The organism is Streptomyces vietnamensis, assembly GCF_000830005.1.
Taxonomy (GTDB): domain Bacteria; phylum Actinomycetota; class Actinomycetes; order Streptomycetales; family Streptomycetaceae; genus Streptomyces; species Streptomyces vietnamensis.
The window spans coordinates 2,618,346-2,637,159 of sequence record NZ_CP010407.1 but is presented as its reverse complement, the minus strand read 5'-3'; the positions used below and the strand labels follow the sequence as shown (position 1 = coordinate 2,637,159).

Here is an 18,814-nt window from a genome sequence, read left to right as displayed (position 1 = left end):
CAGGCGAGCCGCATGGGGCCTCCGGAGCCGTTTGTAGAGAAGCCCCGGACTCAGTCCGGGGCTTCTCGTCATTCTTGGGTAGGCGTTGCTCGCTAGCCGAAGGCCGCTGCCGGCAGCGTAGTGCTCTCGGCTCCGTTGCTGTGGGTTCCCGGGCTTGGGAGCGGCAGGCGGCGGCCGCGGCTTTCCGCGACGCGCAGTGTGTCCCGCAAAGATTCCGCGAGGTCGTGGGCCAGGGTGCGGAGCTCTTCCGGGGCGGTCTCGGTGTCGCCGAGTACCTCAGAGGCGTGGTCCAGGAGTTCGGCCGCCAGGCCGAGTTGGATCGCTTCGGTGTCGTCCGCCAAGCGGGACAGGTGGCCGTTGGTGTCGTCGGTGCTCAGGAAGCAGGGCTTGCCGTCGGTGCCCGACCAGGGGAGGAGCCGTAGTTCGTTGTCGCGCGTCATCCTTCCGTCTTCCTCTCTTCGGTCGTGGGGTGTGTGGTGAAGATTGCGTCCGCGCGGTCGCCGGGGAGCACCAGGAGCGCGGCTTCCACTACGCGGCCGGTGGTATCGGTTGCCACGCTCGTGATCGCGAGGACGGCCAGGGTGGAGTTGATCCGGAGAGTTGTTGCCTCCTCTGGGGTGGGGAGGCGGGCGGTGACCGTCTCTCGGATCTCCGTTGATATCGGCTCCGCTCTCTGGGGCCACGGCGACGAGCTGAGTTGGATGGCCGGCGCCAGGTCGCGGGGGACGTAGATGCGGGCCAGGCTGTGGGGCGACTTTCCCTCGTGGGTGATGCAGAGGAACTCGGTCAAAGGGCTGTTAGGCGAGACCCTCAGTAGGGCTCTGAGGTGACCGCGCGCTCGGAGGCTGGTCGTGCGGATGCTGACTTGGAGTGCGGGATCGAAGGGCGTGCGGCCACCTCCGGCGTACGTGATGCGGCGGAGTGGGGGACGGACGAAGTTCCCCTTGCCGTGGACCTTTTCGATGAGTCCCTCAGCCTGGAGGAGCGCGAGGGCGAGCCGCAGTGTCGTCGTGCTGACCTTGTAGTGGGCGGCGAGCTGGGGCTCCGAGGGGAGGCGGTCGCCGGCCTTGAGGTGGCCCGTCGTGATTTGGGTTCGCAGGTCATCGGCGATGGTGTGACGGAGGGAAGGCACGGCGTGAGTCACCGCCTCTCAGCATTCGTAGGGCGATGAGCCGGGTCCGGGAGTGCATCGTTAGCAGCTCGCCGGATTCGAAGAGGAGGCGTTTGGCGCCGCCGGGGAGTTGGAAGAGGTTGACGACCCGGCACGGCTGACCGCCGATCTGGATGACGTCTCCTGGTTGCACGGTGGCCGAGGTGATCTCGACGTTGGAGGCAAAGGCACCGCTGGGTGCCCGTCCCCTCACTGGGGCACCTCCTTCGGCGCGTTCTGGTCGCCGGCCGGATGGCAGGAGCAGCCACACGCTTCGTAGACCACGGGGATGTCGACCGGCGCCGCGGTGGGGGCGGAGTGGGCGCACTCGTGATGCGTGCCGATCCGGCACGCGCTCGACTGGTAGGCAGCTGCGGAGTCCGTCACTCGCGGTTGGTGGCGACGAGGCATCAGAGGGCCTCCGCCGGCGCGAACCAGGTGTGCGTGAGGAAGTCGTGAGGCAGGGGCGTCGAGCGCCGCAATGCACGCTCCTCGCTGGCCAGTACGTATGGGCGGACGAGCGCGCTGTCCTCGCCCGCGAAGATGTCCGTGCGGTTGCGGTGCGGCGCCGTGAGCAGCGTCGGATAGTTGGAGAGGCCGTGGTGAACGATCGTCGGTCGGTTGGGCGTTAAGGGACGGCGATGCCTGCCCTTCGGGAGGTGCCGCTCTCTGGTGCACGAGACTGCGCGGCGGATACGGTTGAACACGCTGATCAGCTCCTATCGCTGACGGCCAGGTCCCCGGACGTCGCCCGTCGCGGGGACCGCTTTGTGTACGGCGGCCCATAACGTGCGGCCGCTCACACTGCTGGCGAGAAGCCCGAACTGATCGGCCTCCGCCACCACTTCCAGGGCCTCCCGCCATGTCTCGGCCGGGAGAGATTCCGGCACCTCCGCTTCGATCGACGTGTGTCGGGCGTGCGGCTCCACGCGTGTGGTGAGTCCGAGGGCGGACAACCTGGCGGCGATGGCCTCCGCGCTTACTTCCGGAGCAGGCACAGGGAGCCTCCGTCACCATGTGATCACTTTACGTGAAGCTAGTTAACTAGATTAGAGCTAGTGGACTAGATTTTCCATATGCCTGAGCAGCCGCCTTATCTCCGCATCGCGGATGTCCTTCGACAGCGGATCGCGGAGCATGAGTGGACGGCTGGCGACCGGCTTCCCTCCCGCGCTCAGATCGCCCAAGAGTGCGGCGTCGGTGAGAACGTGGTTCGCCGGGCCCAGGAACTACTTATCTCTCAGGGGGTCCTTGAAGGCCGCGCGGGGTCAGGCACGTACGTCGCCGAACCTCGTCAGCGCGTTCGGATGGTTCGGTCCTCGGCGCGCGAGCAGCGCGGCGGTTCTCCATTCCGGGCTGACATGAAGGCTGTGGGGAAGCAGGGAGACTGGGAGAGCCGGACGGAGGCCAAGGTCCCGGCGCCGACTGAGATCGCGGCGCGGCTCGGCATCGCCGAGGGGGACCTGTGTGTCCGGACCGTGTACGAGTTCCTTGCCGACGGCCGGCCCGTGCAGTTGTCGACGAGTTGGGAACCGTACGACCTCACCGGCGGGACGCTCGTCGTCCTTCCCGAGGGAGGGCCGCACGCCGGGGCCGGCGTCGTGAACCGGATGGCCGAGATCGGCATCACGGTTAGCCATGCCGTCGAGCAGCCGGAACCCCGGCAAGCGACGGCCGAGGAGGCGTCGCTGCTCGGGGTCCAGAAGGCCGCGCTCGTTACGCACATCCGGCGGACGTACTACAGCGACCAGGGGCAGCCTGTGGAGACGGCGGACATCGTCGTCCCCGCTGCCCTCTGTGAGATCGTCTACGAGGTCCCGATCAGTCGGTAGGGGGGTCCCTCTGAACGGTGAGACCCGGGCCCGAGTGAACGACCGACGGTGGGCGTCTTAATAGCCGATGCAGGGTGCTGCTACAGGTGGCTCGGTTTCGCCGTTCAAGGCTCGTCGGGCAGCATCCGACATGCGTCCCACCGCCTGGAGCCTCGCGCGTCCAGCATCAACCACGCTCTGGGCAGGCCCGCTTCCTGAGCGGTGTGCATGCGTGGCTTCTAGCTCTCGTTCAAGGCTTCGACGTGCCTGAACGGCTGCGGCGGAGACTTCCTGGGGACCTTCCACACTCACAATGGCCTGAGCAGAGATCAGGTCGGACAGGGCATGCTGAACGGCCGAGTGACGGTCGAGATACTCGGCATCGTCGATGTGGGCCTCCTTCGCCTCACGGATCAAGCCAGCACATCGGATGGCGGCAGCTATGAACTGTGTATAGGCATCCCGTCTGACCGCGCGAGCTTCGGTCTCCCGGCGGTCCACGCGGTCGGCTGCAGCCAGCTCACGTTGAGTCGTGGTCTGGTGGCGCACGCCCCGCAACGCGAGCCAGGAGGCGAGCCCTGCTGCGGCGAAGGCAGCAGCAGCAGTTAAGGCAGCAGTTATCAGTGCTTCGCTCACGGTCAGATCCCACCAAACTCGGTGCAGCGAGCGCAGCTGATTGGTCTGTTCAGCAGCGAGCTGTACGGCACCAGGCTTCCTGCTGAGAGGAAGTCTGACATCCAAAGGTGACATCAACGGCGCCGGACGTGGGCGGTGTCAGGTGGTCAGCGGCGGTGGGTCAGCGCCAGCTCGGAGGCCTGGTTGACCCTGTCCGGGCGAACTTACAAAGCAGATGTCGGCGGTTCGAAACCGTCCGCGCCCACCAGTGCAAAGGCCCCCGCAGCTCATCGCTGCGGGGGCCTTTGACGGTAGAGACTGACGGCAGTCCGGTCGGAGCACGTACGTCAGGACTCCGAGGGCTCGTTCACCGCCCCGTCGCTCGACTGGGGGCCGAGGGTCCAGAGGTATAGCACGCACTGGAACAAAATCGCAGCCGCAGGCGACCCTACGGTGGCCAAGAATCCGTGAGCGATTTCATTCCTTAGGTTCCATCCTCCGGCAGGGTTTCCGCAGATTGTGAGAATGTTGCGATACCAGGACTCCTCCAGTCCTTTTTCGCGGAGGACGCCGAGGAGGGAGCCCAATCCAGGATATTGTCCTGGCTTCTCGTTTCGCTGAAGTCGGTAGACTCCAGCGTCGAGCGCAATTACTAGATTCCTGACTAGAGTCTCAATCTTTGGCGCGATGGTGAAAGCTGCCGCCTCTGGATCTCCCGTCCAATAGCGAATGAGGCAGCGAGAAATGGAGTTCGCAAGATCCTCGTCCGTCAATTTCCCGAGAGCGAGAAACTCCGTAAGTTCTCGTTCGGTCGGAATTCCGTGGGCTTCTGGGATTTTATGCAGTGCTGCAGCCAGGATTGGTGCAGTGTGTTGAAGCATGAAAGATTCCTGTTGGGCCATCCTCATTTCTTCTACGTCGGAGTCGCTCTTGGGTGTGAAACGTGGCAGGCCATCGGACCCAATGAGCTCAGTGGTGAGTATGCTTGCGAAAGTTGCATTCTCGACGAATTCTTGAACCCTCGTGCGCGTATTGTCCACCGTACCGACGGCTGGGCCGTAGGTGAGAGTGAAATTTAGCAAGGCCTCTCGCCAGTCATTGCAATCGGTGATCGGGCTGAGGATTTTTTCGAACTGTTCTTGCGGGACGGCGCTGGACGTCGAAAACCTTGAAAGGCCGAGATCCTCCTCGCGGATTTTCTGCAGTGCTGAGGCGGCGCGCCCGATTAGGTCAGGGTCGTTGGATTCCTGTGCCCGCTCCAGGGCCTTTTTGAGGTGTCCGGATTTGACGAGGCCTGTCGTGCTCTCTGCCGCATCCAGCCAGACCTGTACTTGATGGGCCCGGATTTCCTTCCTTTGGTCGTCGCTCCTGTGGAGGTTAAACTTGATAGTTAGGAGTTCATCCCTCGTGAACGGGGATTCGTATACGTCGATCGCCGAGTCAAGTGCGGCAGCAAGCCCTTCTGGGGGGTTTCGCTCGTAGGCGAGTGGCCTGAGTAGGCGTAGTGTCACCCCAGGCTTGTCGTAGCCGGCTGAAATTGTCTGCCGGTTCACCTCCAGGATTCTTTCGCTTACCTCGCTCGCGAGCTCCGCGGCTCCAACTGCGCGCGCTAGTCGAAGGGCTGTATGCAAACTCTCGGACTTGTCGAGACCAGTTCTCCAGTGGTGGGAGAGGTCGAGATGGCTGCGCGCTGCCGCTATAGCGTAGTCACGCGGATTTCCAACCTTCCTGTCGAACAGGAGATGGTTAAGGCGCGCCTTTCCGAAGTTCGAGGTGACTTTCTCGTGCAGCCTTCTCCAAACTTCGACACCGGTTTCTGAAACATCCTGGACTCTAGGAGGCGTGGAGTGTCCGCTTGAGTCCGCGAAGTACGGGATAAGCTGGACCCGCCACTTGCCGTCGCTTTGGGCTATCTGTAGCCGGTAAGCAAAAGCCCATGCTGTTGCCTTACGGATCGTGGCTTCGGTTAGTTCGGAATCGAGGTTCCCCTGATGCTCACTAATCGGGATTATTTCGTTGAAAGTGCGGATTGCCTGAAAACTGGAGTCGTTGAGGGCGGCTTGGTCGATCCACCCTGCGGCGAGGTCCAATAGGGCGTCGTTGCTCTGCATGCGCCTCAGTGTGGAGGGCATCGGTACGTCGGGCTACCCGTTTGTCCAAGTCCATAGTGGCCGGGACTGCCGACGTGCCTTCCTATAGAGGCACCAGGAAGGCACGTCTAGAGGCACCAGGAAGGCACGTCGGCGAGCTCACTCAATGACGGCGCTTCAGCAGTCGGTCCATGTGGCCCATTGCCTCCCTCCGACGCTCGTCGGAGACGTGGATGTAGACGTTCATCGTGACGGCGATCTGCGAGTGCCCCAGGATCTCCATCACGACCCGCGCCGGAACGCAGAGCGAACAGGAGCGCGGCGCACCCGTGCCGAGCGTCGTGCGGGCGGATGCGGGGGAGCCCCGCCCCCTCCGAGATGCGAGAGAACGAGCGGCTGAGGCTCGGCTGTACGGTCACCATGTGGACGATGAACCAGTGATCATCAAACTGACGCGTGACCAGGCATTCGTCCTGTCTGACTGGCTTTATGAAGTCATGATGCAGTCCGACAAGCTGGACGCCATCGTGCCGGACCGAGCGGTCTGGTCGGGCATCTACGCGATTTCCGGAACGTTGGAGACGACTTTGCCCGAGGTGTTCATGCCCGACTACGCCGGCCGCCTGGAGCAGGCGAGGCGGCGTTTGTTGGAGGCCGCAGGCAGCGATGAAGATGACGAAGCGGGAGCGTGAAGGACTTTGGAGACGCTCGGGTACGCGATTGCCGCCGTGGTGTGGGGCAGCGTTGTCATGGCCCTACTCGCAGGTCTGGTTGCTACGGTGCTGACCGTCAGGTGGCGTCGGCGCGCCATCGCGGCTCTGGAAAGCGAAGAGTTGGCCGCCGAAGGGCGGCAAGCCCCGGGCCGGCCTGACATCTCTCCCTGACAACAGTGCCACCGCCGACATTCCTGCCCGAGGCCCTCTTGAGCGCCGGTCGCTCGGCGGACAATGCCGGCATGACGCTGACGATTTGGGTCGATGACTGGCAGATGCAGTGCTGCGGAGAGAACTTCGCGCCAGGTGATGTTGTCTCGTGGACCCTGCTGGAGGTCGATCCGGAGGACTACGCCGACGTCGTCGGCAGCGAACGTGCGGATGAGATCGACTTCCGCGAGGAGCATCACGGCCAGGACGAAGGGCACGCACCCACCTCGGTGGAGGTGGTGTCGATCGTCGAGGTGCACTGCCGTTACGGGGTACCCCCGGGCGCCACGGACAAGGTGAACTACCCGGTTCCGGGCACGACCGTACTGGTACCGGTTGAGAAGGCGGACGGGTGGGCGAAGGCCAGGCCCGGCGTGAGCTTCGCGGGCTACCTGGTGACGGCCCGGCGAGTCACCGATCTGCCGGAAGGCGCGGCTGCGCGCGGTCAATGAGGGAGCCGGCGGACGCGTGCCAGATGCGTGCCAGATCGAGCGGTCAACCACGGTCACTGGAGGATCTCTGCGGCGTCCACAGCTTGTGGCAGCCAGCGCAGCGCACAGAGGGGCTGAGCTGCCATGACGGATCAGCTGCGGGCGCCAGGCTTACAAAGCAGATGTCGGCGGTTCGAAACCGTCCGCGCCCACCAGTACAAAGGCCCCGCAGCTCATCGCTGCGGGGCTTTTGGCGGTAGTGGCTGACGGTGGTCTCACCTGGGGCTTCGGCGGTGCGTCTCGTTCTCGGTTCGCAGGGTGTCGCCCCGGGGCTGGTGGGGTCGGATCTATCGGACGACGACGTTGTGGGCCGGGATGATCGTGGGCTGTACGTCGGCGTGGCCGAGGTCGGTCAGGATCGGGCCGAAGGTCTTCGCGTGGGTTTCGAGGGCCTCCATGCTCTCCCAGACCTCGGTGACGCGGAATCCTCCGTCGACCGGGCCCGCCGCGTGGGAGATGAGGCCTGGGTTCGGCAGGTCCGCGAACTGTGTGAAGCCTTGTCCATCGGTCACGCGGTCGATGACCGCGTCGTAGAGCTCCTGTCCGGCGTCGGGGAACTCGAAGGTGACGATGATGGCCATGTGGATGCCCCTATCTCGGTCCGCCGCGTGGCTGCGGCAACGCCCGCGAGCCTAGCTGTAAGTAATCGGTTGAGTTCGTCGAGTGAGTAGATGCCCCTCTGGCGGGTGATGTTGCGGCTCGGGTGCCGCGTTGCCGCTGCCGGGTGTGAAGGGTTGTCTTTTGGGTGGTGTGGGTGAGTGTGTGGACGGGTGGGGCGGGTGTGGTCGGATGAGGGGATGAGCACTCTGTACTTGTTTGCCGGCGCCGCCGAGCCCGTCTTCGATATCGCCCGTGTCATCGAGGACGCACAGGCCGACGGATGGGACGTCTGTCTTGGGCTGACCCCTACGGCGGCTCGTTGGCTCGCCGGGTCGCTCGATGGGCTCGCCGTGCTCACCGGGCATGCCGTGCGCTGGGACTACGAGCTGCCCGGTGAGCCGGGCGCGTGGCCGGAGGCCTCGGCGGTTCTTGTCGCGCCGGCCACCTTCAACACGGTCAACCAGTGGGCGCTCGGGATCGTGGACAAGTTTGTTGTCGGGGTGGCTGCGGAAGGGATCGGTAAGGGGATTCCTATGGTGGCCGTGCCCTGTCTGAGTGCCGCCTACGCCCAGCACCCGCAGTTCGAGCGGTCCGTGGAGACGCTGCGCGGGGTCGGGGTCTCGGTGCTGTACGGAGAGGACGAGCCGGTGTGGTGGGACGCGGCGCGTTTTCCGTGGCGGTCCGCTCTCGATGCCGTGCGCGAGCGGGTCGTGGTCGGCTGAGAGTTGACGTGGACTCGTCCTTGCCGGTGTACTCCCGGCATGGCTGAGGTGGGGGACGCGCCCGAACCAGGGGCGCAGGGCGGCGAGATGACGCCGCAGCGGTACATCGAGACCAGGCTCGCGCAGTACCAGGGCTGGTACGACGCCAAGGCGACCCGGATGAAGGCGATGCATCTGCGGATGCGGACCGTGTCCGTCGTCGGCGGGGCGCTGGTCCCGGTGTTCGTGAATCTGGACCTGGGGTTCGCCCGGGTCACCGCCACGGTGCTGAGCGTCGTGGTCCTCGCCGCCGTGTCGTTGGAGAGCGTCTACCGCTATCGGGAGCAGTGGAAGAACTATCGGTCCACCGAGCAGCTCCTCGGGCACGAGCGCGTCTACTTCGAGACCAAGGTCGGGCCGTACCACGGCCTGGGCAAGCGCGAGGCGTTCTCCGTTCTCGTCGCCCGCGTCGAGAAGGCCATCGCCAATGAGAACTCTGCGACTCTGAACGTCATGACCCTCGGCGGGCAGGTCAACTCCGATGTGCAGCAGCAGCAGCAGCGCGGCGGCGGGGGCGGCGGCGAGGGCGGCGAGGGCGGGGGTGGGGTTCCTGCTGCTCGGGAGGAGAGTGAGGCCTCCTGAGCAGCAGACCCGTGGGGCCCGGGGGCCTTCAGGCGTGGTGACCCGTCAGCACCACTTGTAGTCGACCCGCGTCGAGTTGTACGCGCACGTGTCGACGCTCGTGCCGTTCGACCGGCGCAGCGTCGCCGTGTCCTTGTCGTTGTTCCAGACGTACGCGGCACGGTTCTGGTACACGTTCGCGGAGGTGTTCGTGCCGCGGCCCGTGCGGACCGTCACGATCTTGCCCGCACCGAGCGTGAAGCTGCCGAAGGTGTACTTGTGGCTCGCCGCGTCCGTCAGCGTCCAGCCCCGCAGGTTGACCGCCGAACCGGTCGTGTTGCGTATCTGGACGTACTCGGCGTTCAGGCTGCTGTTGGACCGGTTGTCCGTGCCCGGGCTGTCGTAGTAGATCTTGTAGAGGTGGACCGAACCGGCGGCCTGCGCCTGTGAAGGAAGCAGCAGGATGCCGGAGGCGGCGGCCGCGGTCACGGCCGCGAGCGTGCGTACGCGAAGCATGAATGTCCCTCAGTTCTCTGCCGGGCGCCCGCCGATGGGCCCCGGCGAGCACACAGAATACGCACGTCCTTCACCTGTCCCGCACAAGTTCAGGCCAGTTGCCGGAAGCTCGGCCTAGACTCGGTGCATGGGCAGCGACTCGTTGCGGATCACCGTTCTCGGGTCCGCCACCCCCTTTCCCCGGCCGGGCAACGCCTGCTCCGGCTACCTCGTCGAGGGCGGCGGCGTCCGCCTCTGGGTGGACGCCGGGACCGGCACCCTCGCCGAGCTCCAGCGGTACGTGACGCTCGGCGAGGTCGACGCCGTGTGGATCTCCCACCTCCACGCCGACCACAGCGCCGATCTCCTCACCTACTATTACGGGCTGTTGTACGCCGGGCTCGACGTTCCGCTGCCCGTGCCCCTCTTCGGCCCGCCCGGCATCGCCGATCGCCTCGCCGCCTTCCTGACGAACGGACCCGACCGCAGTCCCATCGAAAAGGCCTTCGGCGTGGAGGAGTTGTACGACGGGCACGTCGTACGCGTCGGGGGGCTCACCCTTCGGTCCCGCGCCGTCGACCACGGCGGTCTGCCCGCCTTCGCCCTGCGCGTGGAGGACGAGGGAGGGGCCTCTCTCGTGTACTCCGGGGACTGCGAGCCGTGTTCCCCTCTCGTCGAACTCGCCCTCGGGTGCGATCTGTTCCTCTGCGAGGCCGACGGGTGCGTGCCCGGTCACCATTCGGCCGCCCAGGCCGGACGCAGTGCCGCCGAAGCCCGCGCCGGCCGCCTCGTCGTGACCCACGTCGGCCCGGGGACCGACCCGGCGGACGCCGTCGCCCGGGCCGCCGCCGAGTTCCCCGGTGACGTCGTCCACGCCGACCCCGGCATGCGGTTCGAGGCCGTCGCTATGCGTCGAAGTCGTACTCCAGGACGTACGACGACGAGTCCAACGTCATCTCGTTGAGCTCCACCGCCATCCCCGGCCCCGTGAACGCCGTACGGCCGATGAGGACCACCGGCGTCCCGAACTCCAGGGACAGCCGGTCCGACTCCTCCGCCGTCGGCATCCGGCAGCGGATCTCCTCCCGGAACCGCACCGGCCGGTGCCCCAGCTCCGTGAGCCGCGCGTAGGTGCCGCCGGGACCCGTGTCCGGCTCGGTGATCGGCGTACCCCGTACCAGCTCGGCCGAGAGGTACGAGACCGAGAGCAGCACCGGCTTCGAGTCGAGCACGAAGCGGCGGCTGCGGACGCAGACCGGCGCCCCCGGTGCCAGGTTCAGCACCTCCGCCACCCGGTCCCCGGCCTCCGTCTCGCCCACCTCGATCTGATCGACGACCAGCTCCCGGTCCTCGACGTCCGCCGACCAGACCGAACGGCCGCTGCCCCACTGCTCCCCGGCCAGGCGCGGGATGCCCCGGCGGCGCAGCGGGCGGAAGACCCGGACGAAGACGCCGGCGCCCCTGCGCGCCTCCGCGAGCCCTTCCGTACGCAGCACGGAGAGGGCCTGGCGAGCGGTCATGCGGGCCACGTCGTAGGTCGACATGAGGTCGTTCTCGCCGGGGAGACGATCGCCCGGCGCGAAGGCGCCCGACTGGATCGCGGTTCTCAACTCGTCGGCGATGCGCTGGTACTTGGGCCGACGAGCGCTGTCCTGGTCAGTCACGGGTGGACCACTCCCTTCCATTGCGGGACACCCTACGGCGCACTCCTCGGCCCGGGGGCACACGCGTACGCCGTCCCGCCCGGTCGATCCATCCATCGGGGGACATCTCTAGAGATACGTTGACAGGGCGGGGTCGCCGCGCTTCCCTGAGTGTCCCCAGGCTTCAGGATTCGGGACGGAGGGGATGCGTGCAGCCACTGCCCGAGGTCGGTGACCTCGTCCGCGACACCGCCACGGGGCGGGTCGGTTTCTATGTGCGGAGCGTCTCCGGGCGCTTTCTGATCCGCGCCGTCCACGGCGGCGCCGAGTGGGAGGCCGAGCCCGTCGACGTCCAGCCCGCCACGCCCCTGCACGAGCTGCGCGCCCGCACCGCCGAGATCAACGCACGGAGCAGACGCGGGCTGGGTGGGTGAGGGCGGGCGCCGTCCGACTTCGGGGGCGGGTGTCTGGTGTCGGGGGCGGGTGCCCGGCTTCGGGCGGTCTGGTGTCGGGCGATCTGGTGTCGAGCGGTCTGGTGTCGGGCGGTCTGGCGTCGGGCCTCGGGCTTCGGGGCGTTGTCAGTGGGGCGCGCCACACTGGAGGCATGTGCCGCAGCATCAAGACGCTCCGCCCGCCCGTACTGCCCGAGGAGGCGACCGAGGACGACATCCGCGCCGCCGCCCTGCAGTACGTCCGCAAGGTCTCCGGCTTCCGCGCCCCCGCCGCCCACAACCGCGAGGTCTTCGAGCGGGCCGTGGACGAGATCGCCGACGCGACCGCGAGACTCCTCGACGGCCTTGAGGTGCGCGGCGCGCACCACCACCCCGTCGCCGTCAGGACGCAGGCGCGGGAGCCGCAGCCGGACGCCGTATGAGGTACGCGGCGAGGCCGCCCGCCAGGAACAGCGCCAGGGTCGACACCCCCGCGCTGAACCAGGTCGCGCCCAGCCACTGACCGCCCAGCCAGCCGAGCCCGACGCTGTACGAGGCCCAGGTCACCCCCGCCAGCGCCGACCACGGCAGGAACTCCTCGACCCGGCGCTTCGCCGCGCCCGCGCCCAGCGAGACCACGGAGCGGCCGGCCGGGGCGAAGCGCGCGAGTACGACGAGCAGCCCGCCGCCCCGGGCGAGCGCGGTGCCGAGACGTTCCTGCGCCAGTGAGAGGCGGCGTGACCGTGCGATCGCCCGGTCCAGCCTGGCCCCGCCGCGCAGCGCCAGGCGGTACGCCAGGAAGTCGCCGAGGGTCGAGGCGGTCGCCGCGCAGAGGAACAGGGGGAGGAGGGACGGTACGCCGGAAGAAGCCCCGGCCGCCGTCGTCGCCGCCGTGGCGGCGGTGATCACCAGGAAACCGCTCGGCAGCACGGGCAGGAAGACGTCGAGCAGGATCGACGTCGCCACCACCGGATAGATCCATGGACCGGCGGTGAGCGACCGCAGCGAGCCCAGGCTGTCGAGCAGATTCACAGGGCCAGAGCCTACGCGGGGGCGGGGGGTCGGCTGCCGGTGGGTGCGGGAGGTGCGTCCCGGGGTGGAGATCGAGGGGGGAGGGAGAACGGTGCCGAGCCCCGGCCCCGGTGCCGAGCCCCGGCCCCGGTGCCGAGCCCCGGCCCCGGTGCCGAGCCCCGGCCCCGGTGTGAGCCCCGGCCCCGGTGCGAGGGCCGCTTCGGGCGAGGGCGGTTCGAGCGAGGCCGGTCAGGGCGAGGCCGGTTCGGGCTGGTGCCGGGATCGGTGTGCGGGCCGGTGCCGAGCCCCGGTGCGAGGGCGGTGCCCGCTCTCGCACCGGGAAGGGCCGGAAACCGTCGTGTGGTTTCCGGCCCTTCCCCGTAGGCGTGCTCGTACGTCAGGCCGCGACCGGCGTGCCCCGCTCCTCGCGGGCCTTCGCGTCCGTCGTCTCCCCGGCGCCGAAGAGCCGGTCGAGGGCCAGCGCGCCCGGGCCCGTGAACACGAGCAGCAGGAAGGCCCAGCAGAACATGGCCGAGCTCTCGCCGCCGTTCTGGATCGGGAAGAGCGACTCCGGCTGGTGGACCTTGAAGTACGCGTACGCCATCGAGCCCGAGGCGAGGAAGGCGGCGCTCCGGGTGCCGAGTCCGGCCAGGACCAGGACGCCGGCGCCGAGCTGGATGACGGCCGCGTACCAGCCCGGCCAGGTGCCGGCCGGTATCGAGGTGCCGCCGAGGAGGCCGAAGAGCGAGGAGGCGCCGTGGCAGGCGAAGAGCAGGCCGACGACGATGCGGAACAGGCCGAGCGCGTAGGGCTGGGCGTGGTTCAGGCGGGCCGTGAGGCTCGTGGGAGTGGTGTTCGGGGTGGTACCCGGGGTGGTGCTCTGGGCGGTCATTGGGGTGGGACTCCTTCGGCCTGGCCCCGTCCGTGGGGAACGGGGCGCGGGGGGACGTAAACCGATGAGGCCGTAAGGTTAGGCACCCCTCACTAGTACTTGCAAGTTCAACATTCGGACATCGGGGAGTGTGTGGCGAGGCTCACTCCCCGACGTCCGTCGCTGACGCGCGCTCAGCGGGTGCCCGGTCAGCAGCCGTTGAGGACGGACTGGAGGGCGCTCTTCTCGGCGGAGTCGACGCTGAGGTTGTAGTAGTACTTCACGTGCACCCATGCCCGGACGTACGTGCAGCGGTAGGCCGTCACCGAGGGCAGCCACGTCGCCGGGTCCTGGTCGCCCTTCGCCTGGTTGACGTTGTCGGTGACGGCTATGAGCTGCGGCCGGGTGAGGTCGTTCGCGAACGCCTGGCGCTGGGCGGTGGTCCAGGAGTTCGCGCCCGAGCGCCAGGCCTCGGCGAGCGGGACCATGTGGTCGATGTCGAGGTCGGAGGCGGCGGTCCAGGTGGCACCGTCGTACTCGGAGTACCAGCTGCCGCTGATCGCGGCGCAGCTGGAGTCGGTGACGACGTTCACGCCGTCGCGCTTGAGGACGGTCTCGCGCGTGTTGCAGGTGCCGGACTGGGTGATCCAGTGCGGGAAGAGGTCCCGGCTGTAACCCGTGGTGGAACCTTCCGCCTTGACCGTGAGGGCGGCCAGGTAGGTGCGGGCGGTCGCGGCGCTGACCGGGGTGGGCATCGCGGCCTGCGCGGCCGGGGCGGTGGCGAGGAGGCCGGTGACGGTGAGGGTGGCGGAGGCGGCGAGTACGGCGAGTCGACGCGCGTAGATCATGCCGACGGGCATGGGAACTCCCTTGAGGTGGGGGGACCTTGGCTGACTGTCGTCCCCGCGGGCTGCCGGGCGGTGGGCCCGGCCATCGTGGCGGCGCCAGGTTTCGTTGGGGGGTGCGCCAGGTAACAGGGTGGCGACATGGACACGTCACATCAAGGGGTGTGACGCGTCCTGATGGAGTGCCAGATTCCGCCCGGCGCCCAAGGTTTCAGGGGTTTGTCCGGAAACGCCTCGCGCGCGGCCGGAGGTTCCGGCCGCGCGCGAGGGGAGGGGAGGAGGGGGGTGCTGTGCCTACGCCAGTGCGGTCAGCGTGATCGAGCCGTCCGCCGCGGGCTCCACCCGCAGCCGGGTGAGGTCGGCGATGTGCACGTCCGGCGCGAAGGCCGCCGCGCGCGGGCCCACGCCCACGACGCGCATGCCGGCCGCGCGGCCCGCCTGGATGCCGGCCTCGGAGTCCTCGAAGACCACGCAGTCCGCCGGGGCGAAGCCCAGCGCCGCGGCGCCCTTGAGAAAGCCCTCGGGGTCCGGCTTGCTCGCCCCGACGCTCTCGGCCGTGACCCGGACCTCCGGCATCCGGAGCGCCGCCGCGCCCATCCGGGCCTGCGCCAGCGCCTCGTCCGCCGAGGTCACCAGGGCGTGCGGGAGGTCCGCGATCGCGGCCATGAAGGCGGGGGCGCCGGGGACGGGTACGACCCCGTCCAGATCGGCGGTCTCCTCGGCCAGCATCACCCGGTTGTCGGCGTGGTTCTCCGCCATCGGGCGGTCCGGGAGGAGGACGGCCATCGTCGCGAACCCCTGGCGGCCGTGAACCACCTTGAGCACCTCGCCCGCGTCGAGACCCTGCCGGTCCGCCCAGCGACGCCAGCAGCGTTCGACGACGGCGTCCGAGTTGACGAGGGTGCCGTCCATGTCGAGGAGGAGGGCGCGGGCGGTGAGCGTTGCCGGGGTGGTGGCAGGCATCGGGTCTCCAGAGGGGATGGCGCGGAGAACGAAGCGGTCCCGCCCACCGGTCAGGGAAGCGGGCGGGGCCACTTTGTTCTTTCACGATACAAAACCGTGGGCCGTCTTGGCCAACCGGTCCGCCGCCCTCAGGACAGCGAGGTGCTCCGCTCCAGGGCCTCACGCGTGTGCGGGCCGTACACGCCCTTCGGGTCGTCCTTGATGTACATCCAGGACTGGTAGTTCTTCACCGCGCGCCAGACGTCCTGGTCGTACTTCCCGTCGATCTCGTCGTGGTACGCCCCCGCCAGCGTCAGCCGCATCTGGAGCTCGACCACCTCGTCGCCCTCCGAGCCGATGCCCAGCGTGACCGTCGTCTCCTCGGTCGGCGGCGAGGACGGCGGGGTCGTCGTCGGCGTCGCGGTCGTCGGAGCCTCCGAGGGGGCGGCGGCCGGAGGGGCGGCCCGGCTCGTCGACGCGCTCGGGCTCGCCGTGGCGCTGCTCGGGGAGGAGGTCGGGGGCGGCGATGCGGAGGTCCGCTCCGGGGTCGGGGAGGAGGTGGTCGGTTCCGGGGTCTCGGAGGAGGGGGACGGCGCCTCCGACACGGCGACGTTCAGGGACGCGCTCGTGGTCACCTCGGGCACGGCCGCCCGGTCGTCGGTGTCGCCTGCGCCGCCGAGGACGGCCGCCGCCAGGGCCGCGGTGCCCGCCACGGCGACGGCGGCCACCGCCGCGACCACCGCGCCGCGCCGGCGGCCCCGCCCCCGCGGCTCCTCGTGGCCGGGCGGGGGCGGTACGTCGCCGATGCCGCGCAGCAGCAAGGGCATCGTCTCGGAGGCGTCACCCACGGCCCCGGGGCGCCCGTACTCGGAGTACGCCTCCGGGCCCGAGCCGTTCGGGTACGCCTCCGGGCCCGAGCCGTTCGGGTGCGCCTCCGATCCCGAGTCGTCCGGGTACGCCTCCGGGCCCGAGCCGTCCGGGTGCGCCTCCGGCCCCGCGGCGCCCGGATACGCCTCCGGCCCCGCGACGCCCGGGTGCATGCCGGGGCCGGTCGCCGTCGGGTACGCCTCCGATCCCGAGCCGTCCGGGTGCGTGCCCGGCTGTCCCCCCGTCGGGTGCACCGCCGGTATCGGCGCGGTGAGGTCGGTCTCCGGGCGGATCGCCGTCAGCTGGGTGGTCGGCGGGTCCTCCGGCGCGTACGCCTGCAGGTGCGCGGTCGGCTGCCCGTCCGGCCCCTCGGGCGCGTCCAGGCTCACGTACGGCCTGATCCGCAGCGGGTCGAAGTCCTCGGCCGCCGCCATCTCCGCCGCCCGGGCGCAGGCGCAGCCAGGTCTGTGTACACCGCATTCAGGACAGACGTGTCCGGTCATGATGGGTCCCCTCCCCGATACCACTGCGAGCGATTATGCAGGCCGACCGTGTACGGCGGGCGAACGACTGTGCCCCTCGGCAGGCCATAACGGGACATTCCAATCAGGATGGAGGGGCCGCCCACGGAGACGGAGACAGAGACCCCATGGCCCAGGACACGCACCCGTCCCAGCTCGGTGACGCCGCCGCCCCCGTGCCCGGGGAGGGGCAGAGCCGTCGCACCGTCCTCGTCGCGATCGGCGCGCTGCTGCTCGGCATGCTGCTCGCCGCACTCGACCAGACCATCGTCTCCACCGCCCTGCCGACCATCGTCAGCGAGCTCGGCGGCATGGAACACCTCTCCTGGGTGGTCACCGCGTACATGCTCGCGTCCACGGCCGGGACCCCCCTCTGGGGCAAGCTCGGCGACCAGTACGGACGCAAGAGACTCATCCAGGGCGCCATCGTCCTCTTCCTCGTCGGCTCCGCCCTCTGCGGCATCGCCCAGAACATGCCGCAGCTCATCGCCTTCCGCGCGATCCAGGGCCTCGGCGGCGGCGGTCTCATGGTCCTGTCGATGGCGATCGTCGGCGACCTCGTCCCGCCCCGGGAACGCGGCAGGTACCAAGGCCTCTTCGGCGCCGTCTTCGGCGGCACCAGCGTCCTCGGCCCGCTGCTCGGCGGGCTCTTCACCCAGCACCTGTCCTGGCGCTGGGTGTTCTACATCAACCTCCCCATCGGCATCGTCGCCCTCTTCGTGATCGCGACCGTCCTGCACATCCCGGTCCGCTCCACCCGCCACACCATCGACTACCTCGGCACCTTCCTCATCGCCTCGGTCGCCACCTGCCTGGTCCTGGTGGCCTCCCTCGGCGGCACGACCTGGGCGTGGGGCTCGGCGCAGATCATCGGACTCGCGGTCCTCGGAGCCGTACTCCTCGTCTGGTTCCTGTACGTGGAGCGGCGGGCCGCCGAACCCGTGCTGCCGCCCGCGCTGTTCCGGATCCGGACCTTCAGCCTCGTCTCGGTCATCAGCTTCGTCGTCGGCTTCGCCATGTTCGGCGCGATGACCTTCCTGCCGACCTTCCTCCAGGTGGTCCAGGGCGTCACGCCGACCATGTCGGGCGTTCACATGCTGCCCATGGTCCTCGGCGTCCTGATCACCTCGACCGCCTCCGGCCAGATCGTCTCGCGCACCGGCCGCTGGAAGGTCTTCCCCATCGTCGGCACCGCCCTCACCTGCGTCGGCCTGCTCCTCCTGCACCAGCTGACGGAGACCAGCTCGACCTGGTCGATGAGCGTCTGCTTCTTCGTCTTCGGCGCCGGACTCGGCCTCGTCATCCAGGTCCTCGTCCTGGTCGTGCAGAACGCCGTCCCGTACGAGGACCTCGGCGTCGCCACCTCAGGAGTCACGTTCTTCCGCTCCATCGGCGCCTCCTTCGGCGTCGCCGTCTTCGGCACGATCTTCACCAGCCGGCTCGCCGGCACGCTCGGCGAGGTGTTCGCGAACGCGGGAAGGGAACTCCCGCCCGGCACCGGCCCCGGCCGGGTCGCAGCCGACCCGCGCGCCATCGCCGAGCTCCCGCCCGAACTGCGCCCGCAGGTCCTCCACGCCTACGCCACGTCCATCACGGACGTCTTCCTGTACGCGGCACCCGTCGTCCTCGTCGCGTTCGTCTTCGCCTGCCTCCTGAAGGAGGACAAACTGCGCGCCTTCGTCACCGCCCCCGACACCCACCAGACCCCCGCCTCAGACGAACACGCCCGCGCCCTGTCCCTCCTCGACTCCAGGGAGGGCCGCAAGGAGATCTACGCGAAGATCACCGCGCGCGCCGGGCTCGACCTGCCGCCCGCCGCGAGCTGGCTGCTGCTGCGCATCCGCCGCCACGGGACCGTCGAACCCTCCCGGCTCGCCGAGACCACCCCCGTACCGCTGCGAGTGATCACGGAGGCGTCCCGGCAGGTGGAGGAGCGGCGCCTGGCGACCCGGGAGGGCGGCCGGCTGACCCTCACCGAGGACGGCGTACGGGCGGCGACGGTACTGGCCGAGGCCCGGGAGGAGTCGCTCGCCGAACTCCTCGGCGACTGGTGGGGACCCGAACGGCCCACCGACCTCGTACAACTGCTGGAGGAGCTGACGGCCGAACTGCGCGGCCCGGACGGGGAGCGGCCCCCCACACCCGAGCCGCCCGGCGACCACCACGCCTGAACCCGTCCTCGCGCG

The 18,814-nt window shown here is 68.8% G+C and carries 24 protein-coding genes and 1 pseudogene; 9 read left to right on the top strand and 16 right to left on the bottom strand.

Features of this window, described 5'->3' with window-relative positions; all coding sequences use genetic code 11:
• Positions 1–92: 92 nt before the first annotated feature.
• The 5 genes from SVTN_RS11735 to SVTN_RS45475 form a co-directional block, all read right to left on the bottom strand.
• Positions 93–440, bottom strand: coding sequence for a hypothetical protein (locus SVTN_RS11735; RefSeq protein WP_041129043.1), 348 nt, complete (start codon positions 438–440; stop codon positions 93–95).
• On the bottom strand, positions 437–1,144 hold the full coding sequence (locus SVTN_RS11730; RefSeq protein ID WP_099055188.1) for a GntR family transcriptional regulator: 708 nt from the start codon (positions 1,142–1,144) through the stop codon (positions 437–439). The genes SVTN_RS11735 and SVTN_RS11730 overlap by 4 nt, the downstream gene beginning before the upstream one ends.
• Before the next feature lie 216 nt (positions 1,145–1,360).
• The gene (locus SVTN_RS11725; RefSeq protein ID WP_245727507.1) at positions 1,361–1,537 is read right to left on the bottom strand and encodes a hypothetical protein; all 177 of its coding nucleotides are present in this window, start codon (positions 1,535–1,537) and stop codon (positions 1,361–1,363) included.
• Between the two features lie 23 nt (positions 1,538–1,560).
• A complete protein-coding gene (locus SVTN_RS11720; RefSeq protein ID WP_052499068.1) occupies positions 1,561–1,857 on the bottom strand; it encodes a hypothetical protein in 297 nt (98 codons plus the stop codon).
• Positions 1,858–1,869: 12 nt separating this feature from the next.
• Positions 1,870–2,148: a hypothetical protein gene (locus SVTN_RS45475; RefSeq protein ID WP_078908304.1), complete on the bottom strand. Its 279-nt coding sequence runs from the start codon at positions 2,146–2,148 to the stop codon at positions 1,870–1,872.
• A 78-nt stretch (positions 2,149–2,226) separates the two neighbouring features.
• Here SVTN_RS45475 and SVTN_RS11715 point away from each other — a divergent pair, with 78 nt between their 5' ends.
• Entirely contained in the window at positions 2,227–2,982 is a 756-nt protein-coding gene (locus SVTN_RS11715) for a GntR family transcriptional regulator (RefSeq protein WP_041129041.1), read from the top strand.
• 57 nt (positions 2,983–3,039) lie between these two features.
• Here the strand turns inward: SVTN_RS11715 and SVTN_RS44230 are convergent, their stop codons facing one another.
• The 3 genes and pseudogenes from SVTN_RS44230 to SVTN_RS45470 form a co-directional block, all read right to left on the bottom strand.
• Positions 3,040–3,597: a hypothetical protein gene (locus SVTN_RS44230; protein WP_159026440.1), complete on the bottom strand. Its 558-nt coding sequence runs from the start codon at positions 3,595–3,597 to the stop codon at positions 3,040–3,042.
• A 326-nt stretch (positions 3,598–3,923) separates the two neighbouring features.
• On the bottom strand, positions 3,924–5,687 hold the full coding sequence (locus SVTN_RS43725) for a DUF4209 domain-containing protein (protein ID WP_159026439.1): 1,764 nt from the start codon (positions 5,685–5,687) through the stop codon (positions 3,924–3,926).
• 142 nt (positions 5,688–5,829) lie between these two features.
• Positions 5,830–6,067 (bottom strand): annotated as a pseudogene (locus SVTN_RS45470) (tyrosine-type recombinase/integrase); the annotation flags it as partial.
• A gap of 36 nt (positions 6,068–6,103) precedes the next feature.
• Here SVTN_RS45470 and SVTN_RS11705 point away from each other — a divergent pair.
• Together SVTN_RS11705 and SVTN_RS11695 are read left to right on the top strand one after the other, a co-directional pair.
• Complete coding sequence (locus SVTN_RS11705) at positions 6,104–6,358, top strand: hypothetical protein (protein ID WP_245727505.1); 255 nt, start codon at positions 6,104–6,106, stop codon at positions 6,356–6,358.
• A gap of 263 nt (positions 6,359–6,621) precedes the next feature.
• Positions 6,622–7,041: a DUF6578 domain-containing protein gene (locus tag SVTN_RS11695; RefSeq protein WP_041129038.1), complete on the top strand. Its 420-nt coding sequence runs from the start codon at positions 6,622–6,624 to the stop codon at positions 7,039–7,041.
• A 326-nt stretch (positions 7,042–7,367) separates the two neighbouring features.
• Here the strand turns inward: SVTN_RS11695 and SVTN_RS11690 are convergent, their stop codons facing one another.
• Entirely contained in the window at positions 7,368–7,661 is a 294-nt protein-coding gene (locus SVTN_RS11690) for an antibiotic biosynthesis monooxygenase family protein (protein WP_041129037.1), read from the bottom strand.
• 216 nt (positions 7,662–7,877) lie between these two features.
• Here SVTN_RS11690 and SVTN_RS11685 point away from each other — a divergent pair, with 216 nt between their 5' ends.
• Complete coding sequence (locus SVTN_RS11685) at positions 7,878–8,402, top strand: flavoprotein (protein ID WP_041133804.1); 525 nt, start codon at positions 7,878–7,880, stop codon at positions 8,400–8,402.
• A 39-nt stretch (positions 8,403–8,441) separates the two neighbouring features.
• Positions 8,442–9,023: a DUF4231 domain-containing protein gene (locus tag SVTN_RS11680; protein WP_245727503.1), complete on the top strand. Its 582-nt coding sequence runs from the start codon at positions 8,442–8,444 to the stop codon at positions 9,021–9,023.
• 45 nt (positions 9,024–9,068) lie between these two features.
• On the opposite strand, the gene SVTN_RS11675 is transcribed toward SVTN_RS11680, so the two are convergent.
• Positions 9,069–9,518 (bottom strand): lamin tail domain-containing protein, encoded by a 450-nt coding sequence (locus SVTN_RS11675; protein WP_041129036.1) that lies wholly within the window; start codon positions 9,516–9,518, stop codon positions 9,069–9,071.
• A gap of 127 nt (positions 9,519–9,645) precedes the next feature.
• Between SVTN_RS11675 and SVTN_RS11670 the strand changes: the two genes are divergently transcribed.
• Positions 9,646–10,461 (top strand): MBL fold metallo-hydrolase, encoded by an 816-nt coding sequence (locus SVTN_RS11670; protein WP_041129035.1) that lies wholly within the window; start codon positions 9,646–9,648, stop codon positions 10,459–10,461.
• On the opposite strand, the gene SVTN_RS11665 is transcribed toward SVTN_RS11670, so the two are convergent.
• On the bottom strand, positions 10,403–11,161 hold the full coding sequence (locus SVTN_RS11665) for a GntR family transcriptional regulator (RefSeq protein ID WP_041129034.1): 759 nt from the start codon (positions 11,159–11,161) through the stop codon (positions 10,403–10,405). The two genes, SVTN_RS11670 and SVTN_RS11665, sit on opposite strands and share 59 nt — an antisense overlap.
• A gap of 188 nt (positions 11,162–11,349) precedes the next feature.
• Between SVTN_RS11665 and SVTN_RS11660 the strand changes: the two genes are divergently transcribed.
• Together SVTN_RS11660 and SVTN_RS11655 are read left to right on the top strand one after the other, a co-directional pair.
• Positions 11,350–11,574, top strand: a complete 225-nt coding sequence (locus SVTN_RS11660; protein ID WP_041129033.1) for a hypothetical protein — start codon at positions 11,350–11,352, stop codon at positions 11,572–11,574.
• A gap of 170 nt (positions 11,575–11,744) precedes the next feature.
• Positions 11,745–12,014: a DUF2277 domain-containing protein gene (locus SVTN_RS11655; protein ID WP_041129032.1), complete on the top strand. Its 270-nt coding sequence runs from the start codon at positions 11,745–11,747 to the stop codon at positions 12,012–12,014.
• On the opposite strand, the gene SVTN_RS11650 is transcribed toward SVTN_RS11655, so the two are convergent.
• From SVTN_RS11650 to SVTN_RS43160, 5 genes are all read right to left on the bottom strand, one after another.
• On the bottom strand, positions 11,974–12,603 hold the full coding sequence (locus tag SVTN_RS11650; RefSeq protein WP_425428961.1) for a DedA family protein: 630 nt from the start codon (positions 12,601–12,603) through the stop codon (positions 11,974–11,976). The two genes, SVTN_RS11655 and SVTN_RS11650, sit on opposite strands and share 41 nt — an antisense overlap.
• 376 nt (positions 12,604–12,979) lie before the next feature.
• Positions 12,980–13,474, bottom strand: coding sequence for a DoxX family protein (locus tag SVTN_RS11645; protein WP_052499066.1), 495 nt, complete (start codon positions 13,472–13,474; stop codon positions 12,980–12,982).
• Positions 13,475–13,662: 188 nt separating this feature from the next.
• Positions 13,663–14,313, bottom strand: a complete 651-nt coding sequence (locus SVTN_RS11640; RefSeq protein ID WP_041129031.1) for an HNH endonuclease family protein — start codon at positions 14,311–14,313, stop codon at positions 13,663–13,665.
• A 279-nt stretch (positions 14,314–14,592) separates the two neighbouring features.
• Positions 14,593–15,261 (bottom strand): HAD-IA family hydrolase, encoded by a 669-nt coding sequence (locus SVTN_RS11635; protein ID WP_041129030.1) that lies wholly within the window; start codon positions 15,259–15,261, stop codon positions 14,593–14,595.
• A 128-nt stretch (positions 15,262–15,389) separates the two neighbouring features.
• The gene (locus tag SVTN_RS43160; RefSeq protein ID WP_041129029.1) at positions 15,390–16,541 is read right to left on the bottom strand and encodes a peptidoglycan-binding domain-containing protein; all 1,152 of its coding nucleotides are present in this window, start codon (positions 16,539–16,541) and stop codon (positions 15,390–15,392) included.
• A gap of 215 nt (positions 16,542–16,756) precedes the next feature.
• On the opposite strand from SVTN_RS43160, the gene SVTN_RS11625 reads away from it, so the two are divergent.
• Complete coding sequence (locus SVTN_RS11625; protein WP_041129028.1) at positions 16,757–18,799, top strand: MDR family MFS transporter; 2,043 nt, start codon at positions 16,757–16,759, stop codon at positions 18,797–18,799.
• The last annotated feature ends 15 nt before the right edge of the window (positions 18,800–18,814 follow it).